The sequence below is a fragment of the Streptomyces sp. NPDC052109 genome, from assembly GCF_040680195.1.
Taxonomy (GTDB): domain Bacteria; phylum Actinomycetota; class Actinomycetes; order Streptomycetales; family Streptomycetaceae; genus Streptomyces.
On sequence record NZ_JBFAWF010000029.1, the window covers coordinates 1 to 26667 of the forward strand.

The 26667-nt window shown below is 71.0% G+C and carries 21 protein-coding genes; 4 read left to right on the forward strand and 17 right to left on the reverse strand.

Going from position 1 to position 26667, the window contains the following annotated elements:
- Nucleotides 1-142 precede the first annotated feature (142 nt).
- The 3 genes from AB0L59_RS37005 to AB0L59_RS37015 form a co-directional block, all read right to left on the reverse strand.
- Entirely contained in the window at nucleotides 143-1468 is a 1326-nt protein-coding gene (locus tag AB0L59_RS37005) for an extracellular solute-binding protein (protein WP_365591327.1), read from the reverse strand.
- Nucleotides 1469-1516: 48 nt separating this feature from the next.
- Nucleotides 1517-3127, reverse strand: a complete 1611-nt coding sequence (locus AB0L59_RS37010) for an alpha-amylase family glycosyl hydrolase (protein WP_365591207.1) — start codon at nucleotides 3125-3127, stop codon at nucleotides 1517-1519.
- Between the two features lie 135 nt (nucleotides 3128-3262).
- Nucleotides 3263-4534, reverse strand: a complete 1272-nt coding sequence (locus tag AB0L59_RS37015; RefSeq protein ID WP_365591208.1) for an ABC transporter substrate-binding protein — start codon at nucleotides 4532-4534, stop codon at nucleotides 3263-3265.
- A 128-nt stretch (nucleotides 4535-4662) separates the two neighbouring features.
- Between AB0L59_RS37015 and AB0L59_RS37020 the strand changes: the two genes are divergently transcribed.
- Genes AB0L59_RS37020 through AB0L59_RS37030 form a run of 3 tightly spaced genes read left to right on the forward strand, consistent with a single transcriptional unit; the run spans nucleotide 4663 to nucleotide 8221 of the window.
- On the forward strand, nucleotides 4663-5169 hold the full coding sequence (locus AB0L59_RS37020; RefSeq protein ID WP_365591209.1) for a PadR family transcriptional regulator: 507 nt from the start codon (nucleotides 4663-4665) through the stop codon (nucleotides 5167-5169).
- Nucleotides 5166-5918 carry an ABC transporter ATP-binding protein gene (locus tag AB0L59_RS37025; protein WP_365591210.1) on the forward strand — a complete coding sequence of 251 codons (753 nt, stop codon included), beginning with the start codon at nucleotides 5166-5168 and terminating at the stop codon, nucleotides 5916-5918. Before AB0L59_RS37020 ends, AB0L59_RS37025 begins: the two co-directional genes overlap by 4 nt.
- Nucleotides 5919-5938: 20 nt before the next feature.
- Entirely contained in the window at nucleotides 5939-8221 is a 2283-nt protein-coding gene (locus tag AB0L59_RS37030) for an FtsX-like permease family protein (protein ID WP_365591329.1), read from the forward strand.
- A 6-nt stretch (nucleotides 8222-8227) separates the two neighbouring features.
- Here the strand turns inward: AB0L59_RS37030 and AB0L59_RS37035 are convergent, their stop codons facing one another.
- The 14 genes from AB0L59_RS37035 to AB0L59_RS37100 all read right to left on the reverse strand — a co-directional run bounded on the left by AB0L59_RS37035 (nucleotide 8228) and on the right by AB0L59_RS37100 (nucleotide 25426).
- Nucleotides 8228-8887: a thioredoxin domain-containing protein gene (locus AB0L59_RS37035; RefSeq protein WP_365591331.1), complete on the reverse strand. Its 660-nt coding sequence runs from the start codon at nucleotides 8885-8887 to the stop codon at nucleotides 8228-8230.
- A 248-nt stretch (nucleotides 8888-9135) separates the two neighbouring features.
- A complete protein-coding gene (pgi, locus tag AB0L59_RS37040; RefSeq protein ID WP_365591212.1) occupies nucleotides 9136-10788 on the reverse strand; it encodes a glucose-6-phosphate isomerase in 1653 nt (550 codons plus the stop codon).
- Between the two features lie 52 nt (nucleotides 10789-10840).
- Nucleotides 10841-12103 (reverse strand): MFS transporter, encoded by a 1263-nt coding sequence (locus AB0L59_RS37045; protein ID WP_365591214.1) that lies wholly within the window; start codon nucleotides 12101-12103, stop codon nucleotides 10841-10843.
- Nucleotides 12104-12230: 127 nt separating this feature from the next.
- Nucleotides 12231-12566, reverse strand: coding sequence for an RNA polymerase-binding protein RbpA (locus AB0L59_RS37050; protein WP_003957010.1), 336 nt, complete (start codon nucleotides 12564-12566; stop codon nucleotides 12231-12233).
- A gap of 216 nt (nucleotides 12567-12782) precedes the next feature.
- Nucleotides 12783-13013 (reverse strand): preprotein translocase subunit SecG, encoded by a 231-nt coding sequence (gene secG, locus AB0L59_RS37055; protein ID WP_181140459.1) that lies wholly within the window; start codon nucleotides 13011-13013, stop codon nucleotides 12783-12785.
- Between the two features lie 114 nt (nucleotides 13014-13127).
- Nucleotides 13128-13904, reverse strand: a complete 777-nt coding sequence (gene tpiA / locus AB0L59_RS37060; protein WP_365591215.1) for a triose-phosphate isomerase — start codon at nucleotides 13902-13904, stop codon at nucleotides 13128-13130.
- A 6-nt stretch (nucleotides 13905-13910) separates the two neighbouring features.
- A complete protein-coding gene (locus AB0L59_RS37065; RefSeq protein ID WP_365591217.1) occupies nucleotides 13911-15122 on the reverse strand; it encodes a phosphoglycerate kinase in 1212 nt (403 codons plus the stop codon).
- Between the two features lie 134 nt (nucleotides 15123-15256).
- Nucleotides 15257-16264, reverse strand: coding sequence for a type I glyceraldehyde-3-phosphate dehydrogenase (gap, locus tag AB0L59_RS37070; protein WP_365591218.1), 1008 nt, complete (start codon nucleotides 16262-16264; stop codon nucleotides 15257-15259).
- Nucleotides 16265-16607: 343 nt separating this feature from the next.
- Complete coding sequence (locus AB0L59_RS37075) at nucleotides 16608-19562, reverse strand: M14 family zinc carboxypeptidase (protein ID WP_365591219.1); 2955 nt, start codon at nucleotides 19560-19562, stop codon at nucleotides 16608-16610.
- A gap of 195 nt (nucleotides 19563-19757) precedes the next feature.
- Entirely contained in the window at nucleotides 19758-20747 is a 990-nt protein-coding gene (whiA, locus tag AB0L59_RS37080) for a DNA-binding protein WhiA (protein WP_189947274.1), read from the reverse strand.
- Entirely contained in the window at nucleotides 20738-21832 is a 1095-nt protein-coding gene (gene yvcK / locus AB0L59_RS37085; protein WP_365591220.1) for a uridine diphosphate-N-acetylglucosamine-binding protein YvcK, read from the reverse strand. Before yvcK ends, whiA begins: the two co-directional genes overlap by 10 nt.
- Nucleotides 21829-22848: an RNase adapter RapZ gene (gene rapZ, locus AB0L59_RS37090; protein ID WP_365591222.1), complete on the reverse strand. Its 1020-nt coding sequence runs from the start codon at nucleotides 22846-22848 to the stop codon at nucleotides 21829-21831. The genes yvcK and rapZ overlap by 4 nt, the downstream gene beginning before the upstream one ends.
- Nucleotides 22845-24989 carry an excinuclease ABC subunit UvrC gene (gene uvrC, locus AB0L59_RS37095; protein WP_365591224.1) on the reverse strand — a complete coding sequence of 715 codons (2145 nt, stop codon included), beginning with the start codon at nucleotides 24987-24989 and terminating at the stop codon, nucleotides 22845-22847. Before uvrC ends, rapZ begins: the two co-directional genes overlap by 4 nt.
- Before the next feature lie 62 nt (nucleotides 24990-25051).
- Complete coding sequence (locus tag AB0L59_RS37100) at nucleotides 25052-25426, reverse strand: hypothetical protein (protein ID WP_365591226.1); 375 nt, start codon at nucleotides 25424-25426, stop codon at nucleotides 25052-25054.
- Nucleotides 25427-25703: 277 nt separating this feature from the next.
- Between AB0L59_RS37100 and AB0L59_RS37105 the strand changes: the two genes are divergently transcribed.
- On the forward strand, nucleotides 25704-26651 hold the full coding sequence (locus AB0L59_RS37105) for a hypothetical protein (protein WP_365591227.1): 948 nt from the start codon (nucleotides 25704-25706) through the stop codon (nucleotides 26649-26651).
- Nucleotides 26652-26667: the final 16 nt, after the last annotated feature.

A 26667-nucleotide genomic window follows, 5' to 3' on the forward strand; every position in this document is an offset into this window, starting at 1 on the left:
CGACGCCCGCCGCCCTGCTGGTGGTGGTCGTGGTCCACGTACGGCTGGCCGTACCCCTGCTGGGGGTAGCCCTGCTGCGGATAACCCTGCTGCGGGGCCGCCTGCTGTTTCACGACGGTGGTGGCGGTCATGGTGGGCCCGCTCAGTCCTGGTAGGCCTTGGCCGCCGCGGACTCCAGCTTCGCCGCGGTGCCCCTGGGGTCGGACGGGTCGCGCAGGAAGTCCTGGAGCAGTTTCCACTCGCCCGTGCCCTTGGTGCCGCCGAAGGCCGCCGGGGCCTGGTCGGACATGTCGAAGCGGACCGAGTCGCCCGCGTTGATCAGGGACTTGGCGGTGGCGCGGGTGACGTCGTCGCTGTAGGAGGCGAAGTCGAGCTTCTTGTTCGGCGACAGGAAGCCGCCTGCCTTGGCCCACACGGCCGCGGCCTCGGGGGTGGCCAGGTACTCCAGGAGCTTCATGCCGGCCTTGGCGTTCTTGCCGTCCTTGAGGACGACGGCCGCGTCGCCGCCGCTGACCACCGGTGCCGTGCCGCCGTCGACCGCCGGGAACGGGAAGAAGTTCGCGTCCTTGCCGATGGTCTTCCCGAACTGGTCGTGCGCGACGCCGGCCACGAAGTCGCCTTCGTAGACCATGCCGGCCTCGGGCTTGGGCCCGAACACCTTCTCCACCGAGCCGGGGAAGTCGGTGTTCAGGGCCTCCTTCTGGCCGCCCGCGATCAGCTGCTTGTCCTTGAACAGCTTGCCGAGGGTGGTGAGCGCCCTGACGACGGACGGGTCGGTCCACTTCAGCTTGTGCGCGGCTAGGGCGTCGTACTTCTCGGGGCCGGCCTGGGAGAGGTAGACGTTCTCGAACCAGTCGGTGAGGGTCCAGCCGTCCTCACCGCCGACGGCGAAGGCGGCGAGCCCGGAGTCGGAGACGGTGTGCCCGGCCTTGAGCATCTCGTCGTACGTCTTCGGCGGCTTGACCCCGGCCTGGGTGAGCGCGTCGGGGCTGTACCAGACGGTCGACTTGTGGGCGGCCTTGAAGTACAGGCCGTACAGGGTGCCGCCGACGCTGCCGTACTTCTTCCACACGGGCGCGTAGTCGGCGGTGATCGTCGCTTGCGCGGTGGGCGACAGCGGCTTGAGCCAGCCCTGCTTCGCGAACTGCTGCAGGACGCCGACCTGCGGGACCATGACGACGTCGGGCGCGTTGCCGCCCTCGATCTTGCTGCCGACGACCGTGGAGACGTTGTCGCCGGTGGAGACGAACTGGGTCTTGGCGCCGGTCTTCGCGGTGAACGCGTCCAGCACCTTCTGGAAGTTCTTCTGTTCGCTGCCGGACCAGACGCCGGCCACGGTGACCGTCTGGCCGCTGAGCGCCTTGTCACCGCCGCCGGCCGAGACCGGTCCGCCGCCGCAGGCGGTCGCGCCGAGCGCCAGGGCGAGTGCGGTGCAGCTCGTGAGGAGGGTGGTACGTCGTCGCATCATCATCGATGTCCCTTCAAGAGGCGGGTGAACAGCTCAAGAGGCGGGTGATCAGAGGTCGCTCAGCCACCAGGCCGCCGTGGCGCCGGGCAGGACGCCCGCCGGACAGGGGCCGCTGGAGAGCAGGGGGGTGCCGGAGACCGGCGCGGGCGTGGGGGCCGTACCGAAGTTGACGGCGCAGACCAGGCCGTCGCCGCGGGTGAAGGCGAGGACGCCGGGCGGGGAGTCCAGCCAGTGGAGGGGGCCCTCCCCCAACTGGGGCAGTGAGGCGCGCAGTTGGAGACCGTCGCGGTAGAGGTGCCAGAAGGAGCGGGTGTCGGCGAGGGCGCGGTCGGTGGCGTACTCGGCGAAGTACTCCGGCTGCGGCAGCCAGGGCTTGGCGCCCTCCGCACCGGAGGTGAAGCCGAACGGGGAGGCCTGCCCGGACCAGGGCAGCGGCACCCGGCAGCCGTCACGGATGCGGGCGCGGCTGCCGGTGCGGCGGAAGATCGGGTCGGTGAGGACGTCGTCGGGCAGGTCGACGACCTCGGGCAGTCCCAGCTCCTCCCCCTGGTAGATGTACGCGGCTCCGGGCAGCGCCAGCATCAGCAGCGCGGCGGCGCGGGCGCGGGCGGCGCCCAGGCCGCTGCCCTCGGTGGCGGGTTCGCCGTAGCGCGTGACGGTGCGGACCTGGTCGTGGTTGTTGAGGACCCAGGTGACCGTCGAGCCGGTGCCGGCGATGTCCTGCATGGCCTCGGAGATGACCTTGCGGAAGGCGTCGGCGTCCCAGGGGGCGCCGAGCAGGTCGAAGAAGAAGGCCTGGTGGAGTTCGTCGGGGCGGACGTACAGGGCGTGTTCGCGGGCGGTGGGGACGGAGACCTCGCCGACCAGGAGGCGTTCGCGGCCGTCGCGTGCGGTGTACTCCTCGCACAGCGCGCGCCAGCGGCGCCACACCTCGTGCACCTCGGGCTGGTTCCAGGCGAGCGGGTTGACCGAGTCGCGGGTGCGGGCGTCGGCCTCCGGGTCGTCGGAGTCCGGCAGTTCGGGGTGCTTGTAGAGCCCGGCCGCCACATCGATGCGGAAGCCGTCGACCCCGCGGTCGAGCCAGAAGCGCAGGACGCGGTCGAACTCGGCGGCCACCTCGGGGTCACGCCAGTTCCAGTCGGGCTGCTCGGGCGTGAACATGTGCAGGTACCACTGGCCGTCGCCGACTCTGCTCCAGGCCGGCCCGCCGAACATGGCGTGCCAGTTGTTGGGCGGCTCGGCACCGCCGGGGCCGCGGCCGTCGGCGAAGTGGAAGCGGGCGCGTGCCGGGCTGCCGGGCGCACTGTCCAGCGCCTCGCGGAACCACGGGTGCTCGCTGGAGCAGTGGTTGGGGACGATGTCGAGGAGCACCTTGACGCCGAGGCGCCGGGCGGCCGCCACCAGCAGGTCGAACTCGGCGAGGTCACCGAAGAGCGGGTCGACTCCGCAGTAGTCGGCGACGTCGTAGCCGTGGTCGTGCTGGGGCGAGGGGTAGAACGGGCTCAGCCAGATGCCGTCGACGCCCAGCTTCTTCAGGTACGGCAGCCCGGCCCGAACGCCGGCCAGATCGCCGACGCCGTCGCCGGTGCTGTCCAGGAAGCTGCGGACGTAGACCTGGTAGATCACCGCGTCGCGCCACCAGTGGTACTTACTCAACATGCATGCATGTTAGGTAGGTGCTGCGCAGGGGTGTCAATGAAGTGAACGGAAGCTACTGGGCAGTTGACGTCGCAAATCGGTACTTAACCGGGCATGCCGTAGTCGAATGAGATGCGGGCGTTACCTAACAGGTAACTATCGACGGGCGATCGCGTCGAGCTCGCGCGCGAGCCGGCGCACGGCCTGCTCGGGGGTCTCCCGTCCGGTGAGCGCGTCCTGCATCACGGCCTGCACCACCAGGCTGACCTGGTCGTAGTGCGCGCTCTTGGGGCGCGGCGCGGCGGTGAGCACGGCGGTGCGCAGGGTCGGCAGATAGGGGAACCGCCGGATCAGCACGGGGTCCTCGTAGAGCGCGGCGCGCACGGGCGGCAGCGCGCCCCGGGTCAGCACCTGGCGCTGGACGGGCGCGCTGGTGAGGTAGGCGATCAGGCGTGCGGCCGAATCGGGGTGCCGGGCATGGGAGTTGACGGCGAGGTTGGAGCCGCCGAGGACGCTGGTGCCCGGCCCGTCGGGACCGGGCAGCGGTACGGCGCCGATCTTCCCGGCCACCTTGGAGCCCGGGGCGGAGGCGACGGCGTAGGCGTAGGGCCAGTTGCGCAGGAAGAGCAGCCCGCCGCCCTGGAAGGCCTGTTTGGACTCCTCCTCCTTCCAGGTCAGCGCGGCCTTGGGAATCCACCCCTCGCGGACGCCGCGGGCGAGGAAACCGATGCCCTCGCGGGCGGCGGAGGAGTCGACGGTGACCCGGGTGCCCTCGTCGCCGAGGATCGAGCCGCCCGCCGAGTACACGGCCTCGGCGGCGTTGACGGTGAGTCCCTCGTAGGGCAGGAACTGGCCCGCGTAACCGCCGAGGTGGTACTTGGGCGCGATGGTCTTCGCGTCGTGTTCCAGCTCGGCCCAGGTCCGCGGCGGGGGCACGCCCTCCTTGGCGAGGATGTCCTTGCGGTACAGGAGAAGTCCGGCATTGGTGACGTACGGGACCGCGTACAGGCGTCCTTCGTAGGTGGCCGTGTCCACCACCGGCGGCAGGAAGCTCTTCAGCGGGAAGCGGTCGGGTGGCAGCGGACGGATCCAGCCGGCCGCCGCGAACTCCGAGGTCCAGTCGACGTCGATGTTGAGGACGTCGAAGCGGCCCCGGTCACCGCCGCGCAGGTCGGTGGTCATCTGCGCATGGGTCTCGTCGGCTGAGTCCGGCAGCTCGACGAGGGTGACCTTCTCGCCGGGGTGGGTGCGGTTCCAGCCCTGGAGCAGCGGGGCGAGATAACCGGTGAGGTCACCGGCGGTGGCCAGGGTGAGCGGGCCGCGCCCGTCACCCGCACCCTGGTCGGCCTGGGCACCCGAGGCGACGTACCCGGTCATGATCACGGCGAGAACGAGGAGACCCCTACCGGCGGCGCGTATCCACCGCATAGGTTCCTCCCTGAACACGTACACAAGGCTCCGGGCACCCTCGCCGGGAGTCAGAGGCCATGTATACCTGTTAGGTATGGGCGATACTAGGGCCTGGAGCACATTGAGCAGACAGGAGGACAGCACGAGTGCGCCTGCCCCTCCTGGCACTCCTCGCCCGCGGCCCGGCCCACGGCTACGAGCTGAAACAGGACCTTGAGCAACTGCTGGGCTCCGCGTACCCTCAGCCGAACGTCGGCCAGATCTACGTCACCCTCGGCCGCCTCGAGAAGTCGGGACTGATCGAGGGCGAGGACGTCGAGCAGTCCAGCCGGCCCAACAAGAAGGTCTACCACCTCACCGACGCCGGGCGGGAGGCGCTGCACGCCTGGTTCGAGGAGACCGAGGACGAGCCGCGGGTGCGGGACGAGTTCTTCATGAAGCTCGCCCTCGCCCCGCAGACCGGTCTCACCGACCAGATCGCCCTCATCAACAGGCAGCGGCGCCAGTACCTCACCACCATGCGCAACCTGTCGAAACTGGCCGCGGCCGAGAACCGGGACAACCGCATCGCCCACCTGCTCATCGAGGGCGCGATGCTGCATCTGCAGGCCGACCTCGACTGGCTGGAGCGGTGTCAGGAGGAACTGGAATGAGCGAGGACGGTACCGCGGTGCTGCGCGCCGAGGGGCTGGTGAAGACCCACCACGGCGAGGGCGCCCCCGCGCATGCCGTGCGCGGGGTCGACCTGTCCGTGGCGCGGGGCGAGTTCGTGGCGATCACCGGCCCGTCCGGCGCCGGCAAGTCCACGCTCCTGCATCTGCTCGGCGGGCTGCAGCGGCCCGACGAGGGCAGCATCTGGCTCGACGGGCGGTGCACGGACTCCTTCAGCGAGGCGCGCTGGGCGGTGGAGCGCCGCAAGGCCATCGGGATCGTGTTCCAGTTCTTCAACCTGGTGTCGAACCTGTCGGTGGCCGACAACGTCGAACTGCCCGCGCTGCTGGCAGGCGTCCCGCCGAAGAGGGCCCGAGCCGAGCGGGCGGAGCTGCTGGCCGAGCTGGGTCTTGAGGGCAAGGAGCGCAGCATGCCGGGCGAGCTGTCCGGCGGCGAGCAGCAGCGGGTCGCGCTCGCCCGGGCGCTGGTCAACCATCCGCCGCTGCTGCTGGCCGACGAGCCCGCCGGGAGCCTGGACAGCAAGGGCACGCGTGAGGTGATGCGGCTGCTGTCCCGCTTCCACGGACGCGGCCAGACCATCGTGCTGGTCACCCATGACGCCCGGCTGGCGAGCGCCGCCGACCGCGTGATCAGCTTCTTCGACGGTCGCATAGCCGACGACGCGCCCCTGGACGGCACCCCGCCGCCCCGGCGCGGCGGCATCTCCGGTGTGCTGGAGCTGAGGGACTGACGGTGCTGGATCTCAGGGACGTGCGAGCCACCCTGCGCTGGGCGCACTCCGACCTGCGCGCCCATCGCGGCGAGGCGCTGTTCCTGGTGGTGGCCACCGCCGGGATCGTCGCCTCGCTGCTGCTGGCCACCGCCCTGTTCGGCTACGCGACCAACCCCTGGCAGCGGGTCTTCACCCAGGCCCGTGGGGCGCATGTGTGGCTCCACACCGTGCCGTCGGCCGACGCCCGCGGGCTGGCCCGGCTGGACGGTGTCGAGGCCGTGGCCGGCCCCTATCGCACCGAGTCCGCCACCGTCGCCGTACGCGGCACGCGAGCCTCCGTGGAACTGCGCGGCACCCCGGAACCGCCGTCCGTGGGGCGGCCGCTGCTCACGGCCGGGCACTGGCTGGATCCGGCGGACCCGGACGGCGTGGTGCTGGAGAGCAGCCTGGCCCGGGCCCTGCTGGCCGAGCCCGGGGACACCCTCACCCTGCCCGGTACCGCCCGCACCCTGACCGTCGAGGGCATCGCCGACAGCGCCGAGCCCCACTACAGCGCGGGTGAGCAGCCGGGGCTGGTCTGGGCGCTGCCGTCCGCCGTGCGCGTGCCCGGCGGGCAGGTGATCGGCCTGCGCCTCACCGACCCGGCCGACACGGACTACGCGGTGCAGCGTGCCGTCACGGTGCTGGGCGCGGGCGCCGTCGACGAGGTCTCCACCTGGCAGCAGGCACGCTCCGCGGCCCAGGGCGGCAACCGGCTGCTCGGGCAGGTGCTCGGCCTGTTCGGTCTCGGTGCCCTGATCGCCGCCGGGTTCGCCGTGCACGGGGCGATCGCCACCCGCATCCGGGGGCATCTGCGGGACCTGTCGGTACTGAAGGCGATCGGTTTCACGCCGGGCCAGGTGGTCCGGATCTTCCTGCTCCAGCATCTGGCGTACGCGCTGCTGGGCTCGGTGGCGGCCGCGGCGCTCACCGAGGCCCTGGGCAGCCGGGTCCCCGGCCGTCTCGGTGACGCGGTGGGCCTGTGGGACGGGCTGCCGGGGCACACGGTGGCGCTGTGCGCGGTGCCGGTGGGCGCGGTGCTGTTCATCGGCCTGACCACGGGGCTCGCGGCCTGGCGGGCCGGGCGGGTGCCGCCGGTTCCGGTGCCGCGCCCGGCCGCGCCCGCCGGCGGACGGCTGCCCGGCGTCGCCCGGCAGGCACTCGGACTGCGGCTGCCGGCGGCGCTGGTCCTCGGCGTCCACAAGGCGTTCGCGGGACGCGGCCGGTCGCTGGCCACGGTGGCCCGGCTGACGCTGCCGCTGCTGCTCATCGTGGTGGCGCTCAGCGCCTGGACCACGATCGACCGCTTCCACAGCGAGCCCGACCGCATGGGCCTGCCGACGGCCCTCACGGTCCGCTCGGACGGTGCCCTGGACGCGTCCGCCGTACGGGCCCTGCTCACCGCTGATCACCGGGTCGCCGCCGCCTATCCGGGAGTCGAGGTCGCCGCTCTGGTCCCCGGCCAGACCGGCACCATCGCGCTGCGCGGCGTCGGCACCCGCGCCGAGCCCTACCCCTACTCCCTCGCCGAGGGCCGGCCCGCGCGCGGACCGGACGAGGCCGTGGCCGGCCAGGGTCTGCTGGACCTGCTGCACGCCCGGGTCGGCGACTGGGTGCGCATGACGGTGGGCGACCGGCCGCAGATCCTGCACATCGTGGGCCGCAGCATCGAACCGCAGAACGCCGGCCGGGTCGTGACCACCTCCCTGGACGCCCTCCGCGAGAACGACCCCGGACTGGCCCCCGCCTTCTACGAACTGCGGCTGCGCCCCGGCGCCGACGCGCACCGGGTGGCCGCCGCACTCACCTCGGCCGGCCGCGGCCATCTGGACGTGCACCCCGTGACGAACCCCGCCGACGGCCTGTCCCCGCTCCGCGCGGTCGTCGCCGGGCTGATCGCCGTGCTGGCGCTGATCGGGCTCGTCGAACTGCTCACCGCCATCGGCGGCACCGTCCGCGAGGGCGAACGGGACGTGCTGGCGCTGAAGGCGATCGGCATGTCCCCGCGGCAGATCACCGCGATCACGGTCACGGCGACGAGCTGTACGGCCCTGGCCGCGACGCTCGCCGCCACCGTGCTGGGTCTGCCGCTGGGGCACCGGCTCATCGATGCCCAGGGCAGCTCCAGTGGCATCGGCGCCGGCATCGCGCAGTCCCCCTCACCCGCGCTGCTGCTCGTACTGGGCGCGGCCGCCGTCCTCGGGGCGGCGGCGCTCGCCGCGCTGCCCGCGACCCGCGCGGCCCGCCGACGCCTCGCGGACACGCTGAGCGCGGTGGCCTGACGGAGATCAGGAAGACAGCTTCCGCCACTCCCCAGGCTGCGCCCGGACCTTCGAGAGCAGACCGGCGAAGGCGCCGCCGTCGAAGAGCACGCCGTTGTACTCGGCGGGGATGCGGACACCGCTGATCTCGGCCGTGGGGGTGCCGGGCCCCTGGGGATCCTGCGCCCCGCCCGCCTGTTCGTACACGGCCTCGGCCTCGGCCACGAACGAGCGGTACTTCATGGTCCTCACCGCCGAGTCGAAGTCCGGCCCGCGCAGCCCGGGGACCCGAGAGGCCAGCTTGAGGAGGTAGGCGTCGGTGAACCCGTCGACGCTCTCGTCGGGCTGGTGGGCGTAGAGCACGTCGTGGTACTCGGCGAACCTGCCCTTCTCCAGCGCGGCCCGCAGGGCATTGACGGCCTTCGCGGAACCCGAACCGCCGAGCCGGCCGTCCAGGAAGGAGGCCAGGGTGTACTGGGTCTTCGCCTCGCGCCGGATGGTAGCCTCACGCAGCCGCGGGGCGCCGCCGGTGGTCTCGAACCTCTTGCACACCGGGCACCGGGGGTCCTCGTACAGGTGCACCGTCACCGGGGCGGCCGGGTCGCCGACGGTGATGGTCGTCCCGTCGCTCCCCAGCCGCTCGGGCACCGCCGACAGCCCGGAGTAGGCGGGTGCGGCCTTCTGCATGGCCGACGACCCGCCGTTCTTCGCCTCCGCCGGCTGGTCCGTGCTGCCGCAGCCCACCGCCGAGACCCCCACCACGGCCACCGCGACCGCCGCCGCGAACCCTCTGTGCACCATGCGCCCTTCCTCCCCTGAAGCCGTCCGAACCTTAAGGGATGCGCAGGGAAAACTCACAGATCAAGTCGCCGCAGCGGACCGGACACGGGATCAGCGCGCGCCGGTACAGCGCGGCGGGTTCAGCGGTCGTGGGATCAGCTCCGGCCGCGCAGCCGCCGGTACTGGGCGACCAGCGCCTTGGTCGAGACGTCGAGACCCGGGACCTCCGCGCCCTCGGTGAGCGCCGGCTCGACCCGCTTGGCGAGGACCTTGCCGAGTTCGACGCCCCACTGGTCGAAGGAGTCGATGTTCCAGACCGCGCCCTGCACGAACACCTTGTGTTCGTAGAGGGCGATCAGCTGGCCCAGGACGGACGGGGTGAGTTCCCTGGCCAGGATGGTCGTCGTGGGCCGGTTGCCCCGGAAGGTCTTGTGCGGGACCAGGTCCTGCGCAACGCCCTCCGCACGGACCTCCTCGGCCGTCTTGCCGAAGGCGAGCGCCTGCGTCTGGGCGAAGAAGTTGGCCATCAACAGGTCGTGCTGCGCCTTGAGTTCGCCGCTCAGCTCGGCCACCGGCTCCGCGAAGCCGATGAAGTCCGCCGGGATCAGCTTGGTGCCCTGGTGGATCAACTGGTAGTAGGCGTGCTGGCCGTTGGTGCCCGGGGTGCCCCAGACGACCGGCCCGGTCTGCCACCGCACCGGCTCGCCGTCACGCTGCACCGACTTGCCGTTGGACTCCATGTCCAGCTGCTGCAGATAGGCGGTGAACTTCGACAGGTAGTGGCTGTACGGCAGCACCGCGTGCGACTGGGCGTCGTGGAAGTTGCCGTACCAGATGCCCAACAGACCCAGGATCAAAGGCGCGTTGGCCTCGGCGGGCGCGGTGCGGAAGTGGTCGTCGACCAGCCGGAAGCCGTCGAGCATCTCGCGGAACCGGTCGGGTCCGATCGCGAGCATCAGGGACAGCCCGATCGCGGAGTCGTACGAGTACCGGCCGCCGACCCAGTCCCAGAACTCGAACATGTTGTCCGGGTCGATGCCGAACTCGGTGACCTTCTCCGCGTTCGTGGACAGCGCCACGAAGTGCTTGGCGACCGCCGACTCGTCGCCGAGCGCGCCCAGCAGCCACGTGCGGGCGGAGGTCGCGTTGGTGATCGTCTCGATGGTGGTGAAGGTCTTGGAGGCGATGATGAACAGCGTCTCGGCCGGGTCCAGGTCCCGGGTCGCCTCGTGCAGGTCGGCGCCGTCCACATTGGAGACGAAGCGGACCGTCAGATCGCGGTCGGTGAAGCTGCGCAGGACCTCGTAGGCCATCGCGGGGCCCAGGTCGGAGCCGCCGATGCCGACGTTGATCACGTTCTTGATGCGCTTGCCGGTGTGGCCGGTCCAGGCGCCGGAGCGGACGCGGTCGGCGAAGTCGGCCATCTTGTCGAGCACGGCGTGGACCTGCGGGACGACGTTCTCGCCGTCGACCTCGATCACCGCGTCCCGGGCGGCGCGCAGCGCGGTGTGCAGCACCGCGCGGTTCTCGGTGACGTTGACCTTCTCGCCACGGAACATGGCGTCCCTGAGCCCGAACACGTCCCTGGCGGCGGCCAGCTCGCGCAGCAGCCTCAGCGTCTCGTCGGTGACCAGGTGCTTGGAGTAGTCGAGGTACAGATCGCCGACCTGGAGCGTGTATCCCTCCCCGCGCCCGGGGTCGGCGGCGAACAGTTCCCTCAGATGGGTGTCGGCCAGCTCCTCCCGGTGCTTGGCGAGCGCGGTCCATTCGGGCGTCTGGTTGAGCCTGGTACGGCCGTCTGCGTTCATTTCCGACTTCCGCCTTCTTTCGTGCCTGTCCCAGCTGTTCCAACCTAATTGATCACCGTGCGGCGCGAGCGGACGTGACGTCGTCGTCCGGCTCAACAACAGGTACGTCCGGCTTGCGGGCCGGTATCAGCGCGGTGACGGACAGGACGAAGAAGGCGGCGGTGAGCAGGGCCGGGGTGCCCGGCCCCCAGGCCGTGGCCACGGCACCGCCCAGCAGGGCGCCCAGCGGAGCCCCGGCGACGGCGAGGGTGCGGAAGGCGGAGCCGACCCGGCCGAGCATGTCGGTGGGGGCGCGCTGCTGCATCAGGGTCGTCGTGTTGACGTTCCACAGCATGCCCATGCAACCGAAGACCGCGAGCGCGGCCACCGCCGCGGCCAGGCTCCGCACCGTGCCCATCACGACGAGCGCGCCGGTCTGCACGGTGCCGGCCAGCAGCACGGTTCGCAGGGGGCCGAGCGCCGCCGTGGCCCACCGGTTCAGCACGCCGCCGGTCAGGCCGCCGACGGTGTACGCCGTGGTCGCCGCCGCGTATCCGGCCGTACCCGCGTGCAGCCAGCCGGTCACGAGGACCACCAGGGTGGCGGTCAGGGCGCCCATGCCGATGTTGCACAGGGCCGTGGCGGCGCACAGCCCGCGCAGGTCCCGGTCGCGGCCCAGGGTGCGCAGTCCGGCGGCGATCTCCCGGCGCAGGGTGCTGCCCGCCGGTCTCGTCGCGCCCTCGGGCGCGCCGGTCCGCAGGGAGGCGACCAGCGCGGCCGCCACGAGGAAGGTGGCCGCGTCGGCCCCAAAGGGGACGGCCGCCCCGGCAGCGATCAGCGCCGGCACGGCAGGCGCGCCGATCAGCCCGCCGGCGATCTTCTGCCCCGTCATCAGCCGGGCGTTGGCACTGCCGAGCGTCTGCCGGTCCACCAGGGCCGGCAACAGGGCCGTGGAGGCGTTGTCGAACAGCGTCTGGAGGGCGGTCAGCGTGAAGGCCAGGGCGATGAGCAGCGCGACCGAGGCGCGGCCCAGGGCGACGGCCACCGCGAAGGCTCCCATGAGCAGACCGCGCACGGCGTCCACGGTCCACATCGCGCGCCGTTGGTCGACGCGATCGGCGACCGCGCCGCCGAGCAGACCGAAGACGATCCAGGGCAGATAACCGCACGCCGTGACCGAGGCGATGAGCAGGGGCCGGTCGGTCAGCGACGCGGCGAGCAGCGGCAGCGCGGCTCCGCGCAGGGCGTCCCCGAACCGGGAGATCACGGCAGCCGACCACAACCGCCCGAAGCCCCCGCGCCACGCCGGCGCATGCCTCTCCCCCGTCTCGACCACTGCCGGAACTCCCCCCACGGTTCTCGCCTTCACGAAAACCGTAGCGGGCACCACTGACAACCGGTCGGCCGAGCGGGGCGATACGGCTCCGGCCAGGCACCTCGAGGTGTCCGGCCGGTGTCAAGTCCTAGATCTCGCCCCGCAGTTTGGCGAGGGCCTCGGCGAGGATCGCCTCGCCGTCCGCGTCGCTGCGCCGCTCCCGTACGTACGCGAGGTGCGTCTTGTACGGCTCGGTGCGCGGCGGGTCCGGCGGGTTGTCCCGGTCCTGCCCGGCCGGGAAGCCGCAGCGCGGGCAGTCCCAGGTGTCGGGGACCTGTGCGTCGCTGGCGAAGCTGGGCTGCGTCTCGTGCCCGTTGGAGCACCAGAAGGAGATGCGCAGACGCGGCGCGGACTCGCCGCGCTCGGCCTCGCCCATCGGCCCCGCCCCGACCCGGCTTCCTCGGATCGCGTTGCCACTTGCCACGGTCGTAACTCCCTGCGTGATGGTGCCGCGAAGCGAGTCGGCGTTTCGCTTCGCCGCGAGCGCCTCAGTCTACGTAAGGCCCAACGCGCGTCCAGTGATTGGAGTTACAAGCCCCTACACCTAGACGCAAGCCCCATGATAGGCCGCGCTCAGGAGCGCGTACCGAACATGGGGCCTTACTACCGAATATGCGTGATGTGTGTGCTCAGCTGAATGTCAGCTGTTCGTCTTCATCAGCATGCCGAGGACGATGATGCACGCGAACCACAGCAGACCGACCACGATGGTGATCCGGTCGAGGTTGCGCTCGGCGACGGAGGAGCCGCCGACGGAGGACTGCATGCCGCCACCGAACATGTCGGAGAGGCCGCCGCCCTTCCCCTTGTGCATCAGCACCAGCAGCATCAGCAGCAGGCTGAAGATGATCAGGGCGATCGAGAACCCCAAAACCACGGCTGGACCAACTTCCTCGGATTCGGATGGACGACGGGGACACAGCACGTCGGCTGTGCCCCCGCAAGGGTACGACGTATCGCCGCTACCGCCTACTCACAGCTCGTCCTACTGATCGCGGAAACGCACGATCTTGACGAACTCGTCGGCGTCCAGCGAGGCACCGCCGACCAGGGCGCCGTCGATGTCGGCCTGCGCCATGATCTCGGCGACGTTGCCCGACTTCACGGAGCCGCCGTACTGGACGCGGACCTTGTCGGCCACGTCCTGGGAGTACAGCTCGGCGATCTTGGCGCGGATGGCGGCGCAGACCTCCTGGGCGTCCCCGGCGCCGCAGACCTTGCCGGTGCCGATGGCCCAGACCGGCTCGTAGGCGATCACGACGGTCTCGGCCTGCTCGGCCGGGAGGTCCTTCAGACCGCCCTCGACCTGGGCGAGGGTGTGGCTGACGTGGTTGCCCGCCTCGCGGACGTCCAGTTCCTCGCCGACGCACAGGATCGGGGTGAGGCCGTGCTTGTAGGCGGCCTTGACCTTGGCGTTCACCAGCTCGTCGGTCTCGTTGTGGTACTGGCGCCGCTCGGAGTGGCCGATGACCACGAACGTGCACTTCAGCTTGGACAGCATCGGGCCGGAGATCTCGCCGGTGTAGGCACCGGAGTCGTGCTGCGAGATGTCCTGGGCACCGTACTTGATCTTGAGCTTGTCGCCGTCGACCAGGGTCTGCACGGAGCGCAGGTCGGTGAAGGGCGGCAGGACGGCGACCTCGACGGCCTCGTAGTCCTTGTCGGCCAGGGCGAAGGCGAGTTTCTGGACGTGCGCGATGGCCTCGAGGTGGTTGAGGTTCATCTTCCAGTTGCCCGCCATCAGCGGCGTGCGCGTGCTCATGTGAGGTCAGTCCTCCAGTGCGGCGAGGCCGGGGAGCGTCTTGCCCTCGAGGTATTCGAGGGAGGCGCCGCCACCGGTCGAGATGTGGCCGAATGCGTTCTCGTCGAAGCCGAGCGTACGCACGGCCGCGGCGGAGTCACCGCCACCGACGACGGTGAAGCCGTTCGAGTCGACGAGGGCCTGGGCGACCGCCTTGGTGCCCTCGGCGTAGTCGGGGTGCTCGAAGACGCCCATGGGACCGTTCCAGAACACGGTCGCGGCGTCGGCGAGCTTCGAGGCGTAGAGCTCTCGGGTCCTCGGGCCGATGTCCAGGCCCTCCTGGTCGGCGGGGATCTTGTCCGCGTCGACCGTGGTGTGCTCGGTCGGCGCCTTGGTCTTCAGGTCCGGGAAGGTCCGGGAGACCACGACGTCGACGGGGAGCACGAGTTCCACGCCCTGCTTCTCGGCGCGCTCCATGTACTCGGTGACGGCCGCGATCTGGTCCTCCTGCAGGAGGGAGATGCCGACCTCGTAGCCCTTGGCCTTGAGGAAGGTGTAGGCCATGCCGCCGCCGATGAGGAGGCGGTCGGCCTTGCCGAGCAGCTCGTCGATGACGGCGAGCTTGTCGGACACCTTGGCGCCGCCGAGCGCGACGACATAGGGGCGCTTGACGTCCTCGGTCAGCTTCTTCAGGACGCCGACCTCGGTCGTGATGAGGTAGCCGGCGTAGTGCGGCAGCCGCTTCGGCAGGTCGAACACGGAGGCGTGCTTGCGGTGCACGGCGCCGAAGCCGTCGCTGACGTACACGTCGGCGAGGGCCGCGAGCCGGTCGGCGAACTCGCCGCGATCGGTGTCGTCCTTGGCGGTCTCGCCGGGGTTGAAGCGCAGGTTCTCGATGACCGCGACCTGGCCGGGCTGGAGGCCGCCGACGGCGTCGTGGGCGGCCGGCCCGACCGTGTCCTGGGCGAAGGCGACCGGAGCGCCCAGCAGTTCACCGAGGCGCTCGGCGGCGGGCAGCAGCGAGAAGGCGGGGTCCGGGGCACCCTTGGGGCGGCCCAGGTGCGAGGCGACGACCACCTTGGCGCCGGCGTCCACCAGGGCCTTGATGGTGGGCAGGACGGCGCGGATGCGGCCGTCGTCGGTGATCGTCCCGTCGGCCAGCGGGACGTTGAGGTCGGCGCGGACGAAGACCCGCTTGCCGCTCACGCCGTCGGCGAGAAGTTCGTCGATCGTCTTCATTGAGTGGACTCCAAAGGAGGGCTCGTGGTGCACCTGATCGTAAAAGGACGTGGTGCGGGCGTGAGACAGGGCCCGGACAGCGCGGCGCTGCGCTGCCCGAGCCCTGCTCTCACTTCAAGGTCCTGCTGCGTCGATCAGAGCTGGTTGCCGACGAAGACCGTGAGGTCCACGAGGCGGTTGGAGTAGCCCCACTCGTTGTCGTACCAACCGATGACCTTCACGTTCTTGCCCTCCTGGACCATGGTCAGGGAGGAGTCGAAGGTGCAGGACGCCGGGGCGTTGACGATGTCGGAGGAGACGATCGGGTCCTCGGTGTACTCGAGGAGGCCCTTCAGCTCGCCCTCCGCGGCCTTCTGGAAGGCGGCGTTGACCTCTTCCTTGGTGACCTCGCGGCCGAGCTCGACGACCAGGTCGGTGACCGAGCCCGTCGGGACCGGGACGCGCATGGCGAGGCCGTCCAGCTTGCCCTTGAGCTGCGGCAGCACCAGGGCGGTGGCCTTCGCGGCACCGGTGGTGGTCGGGATGATGTTCTCGGCGGCGGCACGGGCGCGGCGCAGGTCCTTGTGCGGGAAGTCCAGGATGCGCTGGTCGTTCGTGTACGCGTGCACCGTGGTCATCAGACCCTTGACGATGCCGAAGTTCTCGTCGAGGACCTTCGCCATCGGCGCCACACAGTTGGTGGTGCAGGAGGCGTTGGAGATGACGTGGTGGTTCGCCGGGTCGTACTTGTCCTGGTTGACGCCCATCACGATGGTGATGTCCTCGTTCTTGGCCGGAGCCGAGATGAGGACCTTCTTTGCGCCACCGGCGATGTGCTTCGCGGCGTCGTCCTTGTTGGTGAAGATGCCGGTCGACTCGATGACGATGTCGACGCCCAGCTCACCCCAGGGGATGTCGGCCGGGTTGCGCTCGGAGAGCACCTTGATGGTGTGGCCGTCCACGGTGATGGTGTCGGCGGTGTGGGAGACCTCCTGCTTCAGGCGACCCAGGATCGTGTCGTACTTGAGCAGGTGCGCCGTGGTGGCGGTGTCACCCAGGTCGTTGACAGCCACAACCTCGATGTCCGCACCCTGCTCCAGCAGCGCACGGAAGTAGTTACGACCGATACGGCCGAAGCCGTTGATGCCTACGCGGATCGTCACGAACCGATCTCCTCGTTGGTACGCCGGCCATGCGGTGCCGGCGAGCTCTGTTTGGGATGTCCCCGACCACCCCCGACCCTACCTCTCTGCGGGCCCCGGGGTGACATCGAGTTGACCCATACACGGGCAGGTGTTCCGTACCCGCCAGTAGGGGTACGGACCCTCCCGGAACGGCGGTGGATTCACCCTTATTTGATACGGAACGCCGGGCGGTTTTCACGCTGTCTTCACTCGTTCGTGAGCGGGTCGGCTCACTTGATCAGGACTCCCTCCGCGCACCCTTGAGAGGGCTCCCGCTCACCTGTTGGAACAAGGCGAGCGGGATCTGTCAACGTGGCGCCCCTCACCCGCCGAGCGCCGCGAACGCCTTCCTCACCAGGACTGCCCGATCCACCGCCGAGGACACCTGCTCCAGACCGAAACCGAGCAGCACGGTGTCGTGCGTCGTGACCGCTCCGTACGTCTGGAACAGCGCCCCGGAGCGCTCCCAGTCCTTCAGTACGGCCGGGCTGCCCGCGGGCGGTCCGGCCACGTGCCAGGCGCCCAGCGAGGACTCGAACCCCTCGGTCTCCTTCGCCGTGCCGCCGACGACGAGCGAGGCGTCGTCGACGAGGACGCCGTGTCCGCCGGTGCCCGGGTCGGTGATGTAGCTGATCGAGACCTCGACCGACTTCCCGGCGTAGGCGCTCAGGTCGAAGCCGGCCTGCTGCCAGCCGCCGGAGCTGCCGGTGAGGCTGTTCCAGGAGCCGGTCGTGCCGGTCGCGGTGCAGGCGTTGTCGGTGAGCGTCAGATAGTGCTTCAGCCACGGGTGCTCGGCGATCAGGAAGCCCTGCCCGCAGTCCGCCGGCACGGCCGTCCTCGTGGCGCCGCCGGTCTCCGGCAGGGTCGTCCAGTCGTCGGCGCCCACGGTGTGCGCCTCGACCACCGCGTGGTCGTAGCCCGGCTCGGTGTCCCACAGCAGCCGGGTGCTCAGGGCGGGCTTGTCGGCGGCGGTGACCCCGGTGAGGTCGATGGTGCGGGTGAGGCGCTTGTAGGCGTCGTCGGTGTGCACGGCGGCGGCCATGTACGACCCCGAGTAGGGCCCGTAGGGGTTGACCGTCCCGGCGAACCGGCCCGCGCCCGCGCTCTTGAACTGCGGGTACGTGGTCACCGGAAGTTCGTCGGAGGTGACGCCGTAGGTGCCGGCCCTGTCCAGCGGGTTGCCGGGCGCGTCGCCGAGGGCGCCGGTGTAGCCGTCCAGGGCGCCGGACCCCGTGAAGCCGGTGGCTCCCCTGGTGGACGTACGGCTGTAGGCGCCCAGGTAGTACTGGCTGAAGTCGTCCGAGAGGGTGCCGTCGCCGAGGTCCACGCTGCCAGCGGCCAGCTCGCCGGCCTCGACCAGCCTGCCGCCCTCGTTGAGGTAGGAGCGCAGCTGGAGCTGGGTGGCGTTGCCCGGGCCGTTCGCGCCGGAGTAGTGCACGACCGTCCTGAAGTGCTTCAGCACGCCGAGCGCGTCCGGAGCGCCCTGCGTGGCGACGTCCCACACGAGCGCCCTGTGTCCTGCCGCCCTGACCGCGTCCACGTACTTCTGCGCCTGCGTGGCCGCCGCGCCCTCCTCGGCGACGACGAGCGTGTCGGCCCTGGGCCGCTCGGCGACGGTGTAGGTGAAGCGGGAGCTGGAGACCTTCCTGCCGCTCTCCGTCCTGCCGCTGAACCACACCTCGACCCTGTCGCCCGGCTCGCCGCCACGCACCGTGGCCCGGTACTCGTCGAAGTAGAGGTTGTCCGCGCCGCCGTAGGTCTGTCCGCCCCTCCAGGGCCTGAGCGGCTGGTCGAGCGTGCGGCCGCCGTCGACGCGGTACCTGAGCTCCTTGTCGCGGATCGCCTTGCGGACGACGACCGAGACCTCCTGGTCCGCTCCCCGGGAGTACGACGTGGGGAAGGCGGCCGGGGTGAAGTCGGCGGCGCGCAGCCCGACCGAGGAGACCGGCCTGTCGGGGTGTACGGCGGTCTCGGCGACGGAGAGCGCGAACGGGAGGTTCTTGGCGAACTCCTGCTGGATCAGCTTCTCGTCGTCGGGGAAGTTGAAGACCGACTGGCAGTCCTCGGGCTTCCAGGCGTCGTTCGGGTCCACGTTCGACGCGGTCTCGCAGGTCGACATCTCGGGGGTGAACATCGCGATGCCGTCGACGTTCGACGCGTGTCCGTCCGCCTCGCCGTTGGTGGTGTACAGCTCCGACGACAGCTGCGAACGGTAGCCGGGGATGGCCGGGTTGTCCGGGGTGCCTGCCAGCGCCTTGTAGAGGACGTCGTCCGGGGTGGGGGTGGCGACCTGCCAGCCGACGCCGTAGAGGAGGAGTTCGGCGGCGGAGTGGTAGTTGACGGCGTACCTGAATCCGACGCGCTTCTCGAAACCGTCCAGCGCCCTGGTCTCGGGCTCGGACGCGGGGCTCGCGCCGCGGTACGTCTCGCTGGTGGGGTTGGGGGACGAACCCTCGTCGTCGTAACCCCACTTGTAGGGGAAGTTGCGGTTGAGGTCGACGCCGTCACCCGTGCCGATGACGCCGTCGCCGTTGACGTCCCGCAGGTTCTTGCGCCACAGGCGGGTCGCGGAGTTCTTGAACGTGTAGTCGTAGCCGTCGGGATTGGCCGAGATGACGAACCACAGTTCGGTCGAGTCGACGATCCGCCGGATGCGCTCGTCGGTCCTGTAGTGGTCGAGGTAGTAGTGCATCAGACGCCGGGTCATCTCCGGTGTGATCCACTCACGCGCGTGCTGGTTGGACATGTACAGCACGGACGGCTTGGAGCCGTCCTTGGTCCTCCTGGCGCCCTTGGTCAGCCGGAGCGCCAGGATGTCCTGGCCGTCCACCGTCCTGCCGATGGACTCGACCTTGGTCAGGCCGGGGTTGGCCTGCGCGGTCCGGAGAATCTCCGCCTTCAGCCCCCCGCTTCCTCCGTAGGGGCGGAACACACCCTCGGACGCCTTCTCGACGCGTGCCTGCGCCCTGGCCGAGACGGTGTGCTCGGTGAGGTCGACGCCCTGTTTCCGGAGCTTCGCGGCCTGCTGGTCGGTGAGGTAGACCTCGACCTCCGACCTTCCGCCGCCGGTGACCTGCTCGGTGAGTTCGTCCCCGTCCTGGCCGGCCTTGAGCAGCAGCGGGATCTGCCGCTGGGTGATGTCGGCACGGAAGACCTTGATCTCGTCCGGGTCGGACTTCGCCGGACTTCCGTTCTGTGCCTGGGCCACGGGTGCGAGGCTCGCTCCGCCGAGCAGGAGCGCGCCGACAGCGAGGATCGATCTCGCTCTGTGTCTCATGAACCCCCCTAGCGGTGGTCCGCCACAGCGGCGAACAGGTTGCCAGGTTCATGTCAGTCGAAGGTCGAGTCAAGAGCGCCTCACGGCCACGTGGACGAAGGTTCGCCGGCTGTGCACACGGAGGCTCGGCTACTGCGCAAACGCCGCTGCCGAAGCCCCGACTGGGCCTCGGCAACGGCCTGTTGACGAGGACGGTCAGCCGACCAGGTTGTCCGCCAGCTCCTCGCTGAGGTTGGCCTCCGTGCCCGGGATGCCCAGGTCGGCGGCGCGTTTGTCGGCCATCGCCAGCAGCCGGCGGATACGGCCCGCGACGGCGTCCTTCGTCAGCGGCGGGTCGGCGAGCGCGCCCAGCTCCTCCAGCGAGGCCTGCTTGTGCTCCATGCGCAGGCGCCCGGCCGCGGCGAGGTGCTCGGGAACCTCCTCGCCCAGGATCTCCAGCGCCCGCTGCACCCGGGCTCCGGCGGCCACGGCGGCCCGGGCCGAGCGGCGCAGGTTGGCGTCGTCGAAGTTGGCGAGCCGGTTGGCCGTGGCCCGCACCTCGCGGCGCATCCGGCGCTCCTCCCAGGCGAGCACCGACTCGTGCGCGCCGAGGCGGGTCAGCAGCGCGCCGATCGCGTCTCCGTCGCGGACCACCACCCGGTCCACGCCGCGCACCTCACGGGCCTTCGCGGCGATCGACAGCCGACGAGCGGCGCCGACCAGCGCGAGCGCGGCCTCCGGTCCCGGGCAGGTCACCTCCAGCGAGGAGGAACGGCCGGGCTCGGTCAGCGACCCGTGCGCCAGGAAGGCCCCGCGCCAAGCCGCCTCCGCGTCGCACGTGGCCCCCGAGACCACCTGCGGCGGCAGACCCCGGATCGGACGGCCGCGACCGTCCACCAGGCCCGTCTGACGGGCCAGCTGGTCACCGCCCGCGACGACCCGTACGACGTAGCGCGAGCCGCGGCGCAGCCCGCCGGGGGCCATCACGATCAGCTCGGAGCTGTGGCCGAAGATCTCCAGAATGTCCCGCTTGAGCCGGCGGGCCGCCATCGCGGTGTCCAGCTCCGCCTCGATCACGATGCGCCCGCTCACCAGGTGAAGGCCGCCGGCGAACCGCAGAATGGCGGAGACCTCCGCCTTCCTGCAGCAGGTCCGGGTGACGGGTAGCCGGGAGATCTCGTCCTTCACCGCTGCCGTCATCGCCATGGGCCGATCCTTCCATGCATCCGAAAAATACGGTCGTACGCGGCGGCCAACAGCTCCGGATCGTGCCGGGGTGATCCGTCCGTCCGAGCCACCGGAGCCAGCTCGATCGCGGCTCCCAGCCGTTGGGCGGCCTCGGTGAGCGAGTCGCGGTCGGGCACGGCGGCCTCGTCGGCCAGCACCACGTCCAGGGCGAGTTTAGGGGCGTGTCGCCCCAAAACCTCCAAATGACGCTGCGGGGAGAAGCCCTCGGTTTCGCCCGGTTGCGGGGTGAGGTTCAGCGACAGCACCTTGCGCGCCTTGGTCTCCATGAGGGCGTCCAGCAGCTCGGGGACGAGCAGATGCGGGATCACCGAGGAGAACCAGGAACCGGGACCGAGCACCACCCAGTCCGCGTCCAGGACCGCCGCGACGGCCTCGGGCACGGCCGGCGGGTCGTTCGGCACCAGGTGCACCGACTGCACCTCGCCCGGCGTGAGCGCGACCGTCGCCTGCCCGCGCACGGTGTCCACGTCGTCCGGGCGCTCCGGGTCGTGCCCCCTGACCAGGGCCTGCAGCTCCAGCGGCACGGCCGACATGGGCAGGACCCGCCCGTGCGCGCCGAGCAGCTTGCCGACCAGGTCCAGGGCCTGCACATGGTCGCCGAGCTGCTCCCACAGGGCGACGATGAGCAGATTGCCGACCGCGTGCTCGTGCAGATCGCCCTTGGACTGGAAGCGGTGCTGGATGACCCGGGCCCAGGTCTGACCCCACTCGTCGTCGCCGCACAGCGCGGCCAGCGCCTTGCGCAGGTCGCCGGGCGGCAGCACGCCCAGCTCGTCGCGGAGCCGGCCGCTGGAGCCGCCGTCGTCGGCCACGGTGACGACGGCGGTGAGGTCGCCGGTGATCCGGCGCAGCGCGGCGAGCGAGGCGGACAGGCCCATGCCGCCGCCGAGCGCGACCACCTTGGGCTGGGCGCCCCGGCGGCGGGGCCGGCCGCCGCGGGCCTCGGCGGGGCGGGCCGCCCGGCCCTCTGCCGTGGCACGGCTCGAGCGCCCCTCCGGCACCATCCGGCGCAGCCTGCCGAGCCGCCGTGTACGTTCCGTCATTCCCGTCCCATGTCCCGGTGCACGACCACCGTCTCCACGCCCTCGGCCGCCAGGTGGGCGGCGAGCTTCTCCGACACCGCGACCGAGCGGTGCTTGCCGCCGGTACAGCCGATCGCGATGGTCACATACCGCTTTCCCTCGCGCCGGTAGCCCGCCGCGATGAGCCGCAGCAGCTCGGCGTACCGGTCGAGGAACTCCTTGGCGCCGGGCTGGTTGAAGACATAGGCGGAGACCTCCTCGTTGAGGCCGGTGTACGGCCGCAGCTCCGGGACCCAGTGCGGATTGGGCAGGAACCGCATGTCCGCGACCAGGTCGGCGTCGACCGGGAGGCCGTACTTGAAGCCGAAGGACATCACCGTGGCCCGCAGCTCCGGCTCCTCCTCGCCGGCGAACTGGGCGTCCATCTTGGCACGCAGCTCGTGCACGTTGAGGCTGGAGGTGTCGATCACCAGGTCGGCGTCGCCGCGCAGCTCACGCAGCAGCTCGCGCTCGGCGGCGATGCCGTCCACGATCCGGCCGTCGCCCTGCAGGGGGTGCGGGCGGCGCACCGACTCGAAGCGGCGCACCAGGGCGTCGTCGGAGGACTCCAGGAAGACGATCCGGCGCGTGACGCCCCGGCTGTCGAGGTCGGCGAGGGAATCGCGCAGGTTGTCGAAGAAGCGCCGGCCGCGCACATCCACGACGACCGCGATCCGCGCCACGTTGCCCTGCGAGCGGGCGCCCAGCTCCACCATGGTGGGGATCAGGGCGGGCGGGAGGTTGTCCACGACGAACCAGCCGAGGTCCTCCAGACACTTCGCGGCCGTCGACCGCCCCGCTCCGGACATGCCGGAGATGATCACCAGCTCGGGGATGGCCGCTTCGGGGCCGCCGGCCGGCGTACCTTCCGTGCTCACCTGTGCTCCGTTTTCCTGGACCGCGGGCTGCTCGCCGGCCGCGGGTTGTGGCTGATCCTGACCCGCTTCCCCGGGGGCCCGATCTCGCTCCGCTGTGGGCTGTGCTTCGTGCTCGGTCATGTCTCCTGCCCCCGTCGTTCGTCAGGGAGGCCCGCGGTCACGGGCTCCCCCGAGGATCCCGCCGTCGTATCGGGTTCCTCGTCATCAATGATCTCTCCAGTCGCCGTGTTCACGGCGGGTGCGGCCGGAGCCGCCTGGGCGAGGGCCGCGGCGATGGTCTCGGCCGTCTTCCGGCCTATCCCGGGCACCTCCTGGATCTGTTCGATTGTGGCGGACCGCAGCTTCTTCACCGAGCCGAAATGCTTGATGAGCGCCTGTTTGCGTGTCTCGCCGAGGCCGGGGACGTCGTCCAGAGGGCCGGACCGGAAGCGCTTGGCGCGCTTGGTGCGCTGATAGGTGATCGCGAACCGGTGTGCCTCGTCGCGCACGCGCTGGAGCAGATAGAGGCCCTCGCTGGTGCGGGGCAGGACCACCGGGTCGTCCTCACCGGGCACCCACACCTCCTCCAGGCGCTTGGCGAGGCCGCAGACGGCGATGTCGTCGATGCCCAGCTCGTCCAGGGCGCGCCGGGCCGCGGCGACCTGAGGCTGCCCACCGTCGACGACGACCAGCTGGGGCGGGTACGCGAACTTCTTGGGGCGGCCGTCCTCCTCCTTGAGGGAGTCAGTGATCAGGTCCGTCTGGACGGAGTCGGTGACGGGGTCCGTCTTGACGGAGCCGGTGACCGGCTGCGGCCCGGTGACCGCGCCGTCGCCGTCGGTGAGGGCGTCGTCCCCGCCGTCGGCCCACTCCCCCGTCTTCTCCTTCTCGGCGAGATAGCGCCGGAAGCGGCGGGAGATCACCTCGTGCATCGAGCGGACGTCGTCCTGGCCCGCGAAGCCCCTGATCTGGAAGCGGCGGTACTCGCTCTTGCGCTGCAGGCCGTCCTCGAAGACGACCATGGAGGCGACCACGTCGTCCCCCTGCAGATGCGAGATGTCGTAGCACTCGATGCGCAGCGGGGCGCTGTCCAGGTCGAGGGCCTCGGCGATCTCCTCCAGGGCGCGCGAGCGGGTGGTCAGGTCGGAGGCGCGCTTGGTCTTGTGCAGCGCGAGGGCCTGCTGGGCGTTGCGCTGCACGGTCTCCATGAGCGCCTTCTTGTCGCCGCGCTGCGGGATGCGCAGGGAGACGTTCGCCCCGCGGCGGCCGGTCAGCCAGTCCTGGACCGGCTCCACCGGCTCGGGCAGCGCCGGGACCAGGACCTCCTTGGGGACCGCGTCCCCGGTCTCCTCGCCGTAGAGCTGCTGCAGGGCGTGCTCGACGAGGGCGCCGGTGGTGATCTCCTCCACCTTGTCGGTCACCCAGCCGCGCTGGCCGCGCACCCTGCCGCCGCGCACGTGGAAGATCTGCACGGCCGCCTCCAGCTCGTCCTCGGCGACTGCGATGAGGTCGGCGTCGGTCGCGTCGGCGAGCACTACGGCGTTCTTCTCCATGGCCTTCTTCAGGGCCTCGATGTCGTCGCGCAGCCGGGCGGCCCGCTCGTACTCCATCTCCTCGGCAGCCTCCGTCATCTGCTTCTCCAGACGGCGGAGGTAGGTGCCGGTGCGGCCGGCCATGAAGTCGCAGAACTCCTCGGCCAGCTCCTGGTGGTCCCCGGGGCCGATCCGGCCGACGCAGGGGGCGGAACACTTGCCGATGTAGCCGAGCAGGCAGGGACGGCCGGTGCGCGCGGCGTTCTTGAACACGCCCGCCGAGCAGGTGCGCACCGGGAACACGCGCAGCAGCAGGTCGACGGTGTCCCGGATGGCCCAGGCGTGCGCGTACGGCCCGAAGTACCGGACGCCCTTCTTCTTGTGACCGCGCATCACCTGCACGCGCGGGAACTCCTCGTTCATCGTCACGGCGAGGTACGGGTAGCTCTTGTCGTCGCGGTACTTGACGTTGAACCGGGGGTCGTACTCCTTGATCCAGGAGTACTCCAACTGAAGGGCCTCGACCTCCGTGGACACCACCGTCCACTCCACGGACGCGGCGGTGGTCACCATCGTCCGGGTGCGCGGGTGCAGGTTCGCCAGGTCCTGGAAGTAGTTCGCCAGGCGCTGGCGCAGGCTTTTCGCCTTTCCGACGTAGATCACCCGGCGGTGCTCGTCACGGAACCTGTACACCCCCGGAGAGTCCGGGATCTCACCCGGCCTGGGGCGGTAGCTGGAGGGATCGGCCATGTCTCACACCCTACTGGCGAGCACCGACACCGCGTCGGGCCTGTGGACGACCCCCGCGCCGCTCACCCGTCCGCACACCAGCCGGTGTCCCCGGGCGGCAGCCCCGTGCCGATCACATGCCGGACGATCCGGAGCGCCTCGTCGAGCGGCACGGTGTCCTCGTCGGGAAAGGCGTCGCACTGCCCGTTCGAGAGCCGGAAGCCCCCGCTCGTCCCCCGGGCTCCCCTGGAGACGGCGTGCGCGCCCGGATCGTCCTCCCCGCCAAGGAGCATCACCAGCGCGCGTTCGGTGTTGGTCACCACCGACAGCCGGCGCCCGGCGGAGCTGGTGAGGCAGGTGTCGAGACGGCCCTCGGCGATCCGGCGGCACAGCGCGGCGACCCCCTCCTCAGCCGTCACTGCCGTGCGATCACCGTCGAAGGCCCAGATCTCCGTCACGCGCCGATCCTCCCATCGGCCGGGGCGCGCGCGCTGCTCGTGGCGGGCGGCTGCGGCTCGGCGTCGTCTCCCGGCCCGGCTCGGCCGTGGCGGGTTCGAGGTGTTGTCGGGGTCTGGTCAACACGCTTCAATGCGGGGGAACTCGGGTCCGTGCACGCACGCGTACCGGCGCGGCGTGCGCAGCCACGGGCGTCCACCGCGCCCACGGGGGCGGCCCGGGCACCGGCGCAGACGGTCTGACCAGCCGTTGCGACACCTCACAGAAAGGCGCCCCGGTATGCGGCATGCCACAGAACACGCGCACCTTGCCACCGCGGAACTGGACACGGCCCTGCGGGGCGGCCCCTTCCATGTGGCGCTGCGCGCCGCGATCGCCGCACGTGGGCTGCCGCTCCAGCGGGTCCAGCACCATCTGTCCCGGCACGGCGTCAAGGTCGGGGTCACCAGCCTGAGTTACTGGCAGCAGGGTGCCCGCCGACCGCAGCGCCCGGAGTCGCTGCGCGCCGTGCGGGCGCTGGAGGAGATCCTCCGTCTGCCGGACGAGTCGCTGATCCGGCTACTCGCCGAGGCCGACGAGCGTGCCGCGGCCGGCCGCCCTGCCGGGCGCTCCTACCGCTCCCTGATCGAGGCCTCGGACGTCCTGGACCGACTCCGGGCCGAGCTGGGCTGGTCCCTCGACGGCGGGCTGCACACCCTGGGCCACCACGAATGCGTCCGCATCGGCGCCCGGGGCGAGCTGGCGGGCCGCGAGGCCCACCACATCGTCCGGGCCCACCGCGACGGTGTGGACAGATTCGTCGCCGTGCACCACGGCGACCCCGGCTGTCGCCCGCACGACATCAGGGTGCGGGCCCTGGAGAACTGCCGCACGGGACGGGTACGCCGGGACCAGGACACCGGCGTGCTCGTGGCGGAGCTGCTCTTCGGCACCCGGCTGCGGGCGGGCGACACCTTCCTCTTCCGGTACGGCTTCGAGGACGGCACGGCCGGGCCCTGCCGCGAGTACCTCCACGGCTTCGGCTTCCCCGGCGGCCAGTACGCGCTTCAGGTGCGATTCGACGCGGCCGCGCTGCCGGTCCGCTGCCACCGCTTCGCCCAGCACTCGGCGGCGGCTCCCCGCAGCGGCCGTCACGAACTGCCGGTCACCGGCCCCCATCACTGCGTCCACCTGGTCGAGCCACGGATACGTCCGGGCATCGTCGGTATCGGGTGGGACTGGGCGTGAAGTCGCCTTGGGCGCG

What these genes read in the sequence shown, in the direction of transcription:
- AB0L59_RS37005 (WP_365591327.1), bottom strand. Translation starts at nt 1,468, where the DNA reads ATGATGCGACGACGTACCACCCTCCTCACGAGCTGCACCGCACTCGCC.
- AB0L59_RS37010 (WP_365591207.1), bottom strand. Translation starts at nt 3,127, where the DNA reads ATGTTGAGTAAGTACCACTGGTGGCGCGACGCGGTGATCTACCAGGTC.
- AB0L59_RS37015 (WP_365591208.1), bottom strand. Translation starts at nt 4,534, where the DNA reads ATGCGGTGGATACGCGCCGCCGGTAGGGGTCTCCTCGTTCTCGCCGTG.
- AB0L59_RS37025 (WP_365591210.1), top strand. Translation starts at nt 5,166, where the DNA reads ATGAGCGAGGACGGTACCGCGGTGCTGCGCGCCGAGGGGCTGGTGAAG.
- AB0L59_RS37035 (WP_365591331.1), bottom strand. Translation starts at nt 8,887, where the DNA reads ATGCAGAAGGCCGCACCCGCCTACTCCGGGCTGTCGGCGGTGCCCGAG.
- pgi (WP_365591212.1), bottom strand. Translation starts at nt 10,788, where the DNA reads ATGAACGCAGACGGCCGTACCAGGCTCAACCAGACGCCCGAATGGACC.
- tpiA (WP_365591215.1), bottom strand. Translation starts at nt 13,904, where the DNA reads ATGAGCACGCGCACGCCGCTGATGGCGGGCAACTGGAAGATGAACCTC.
- AB0L59_RS37065 (WP_365591217.1), bottom strand. Translation starts at nt 15,122, where the DNA reads ATGAAGACGATCGACGAACTTCTCGCCGACGGCGTGAGCGGCAAGCGG.
- AB0L59_RS37075 (WP_365591219.1), bottom strand. Translation starts at nt 19,562, where the DNA reads ATGAGACACAGAGCGAGATCGATCCTCGCTGTCGGCGCGCTCCTGCTC.
- whiA (WP_189947274.1), bottom strand. Translation starts at nt 20,747, where the DNA reads ATGGCGATGACGGCAGCGGTGAAGGACGAGATCTCCCGGCTACCCGTC.
- yvcK (WP_365591220.1), bottom strand. Translation starts at nt 21,832, where the DNA reads ATGACGGAACGTACACGGCGGCTCGGCAGGCTGCGCCGGATGGTGCCG.
- rapZ (WP_365591222.1), bottom strand. Translation starts at nt 22,848, where the DNA reads ATGACCGAGCACGAAGCACAGCCCACAGCGGAGCGAGATCGGGCCCCC.
- uvrC (WP_365591224.1), bottom strand. Translation starts at nt 24,989, where the DNA reads ATGGCCGATCCCTCCAGCTACCGCCCCAGGCCGGGTGAGATCCCGGAC.
- AB0L59_RS37105 (WP_365591227.1), top strand. Translation starts at nt 25,704, where the DNA reads ATGCGGCATGCCACAGAACACGCGCACCTTGCCACCGCGGAACTGGAC.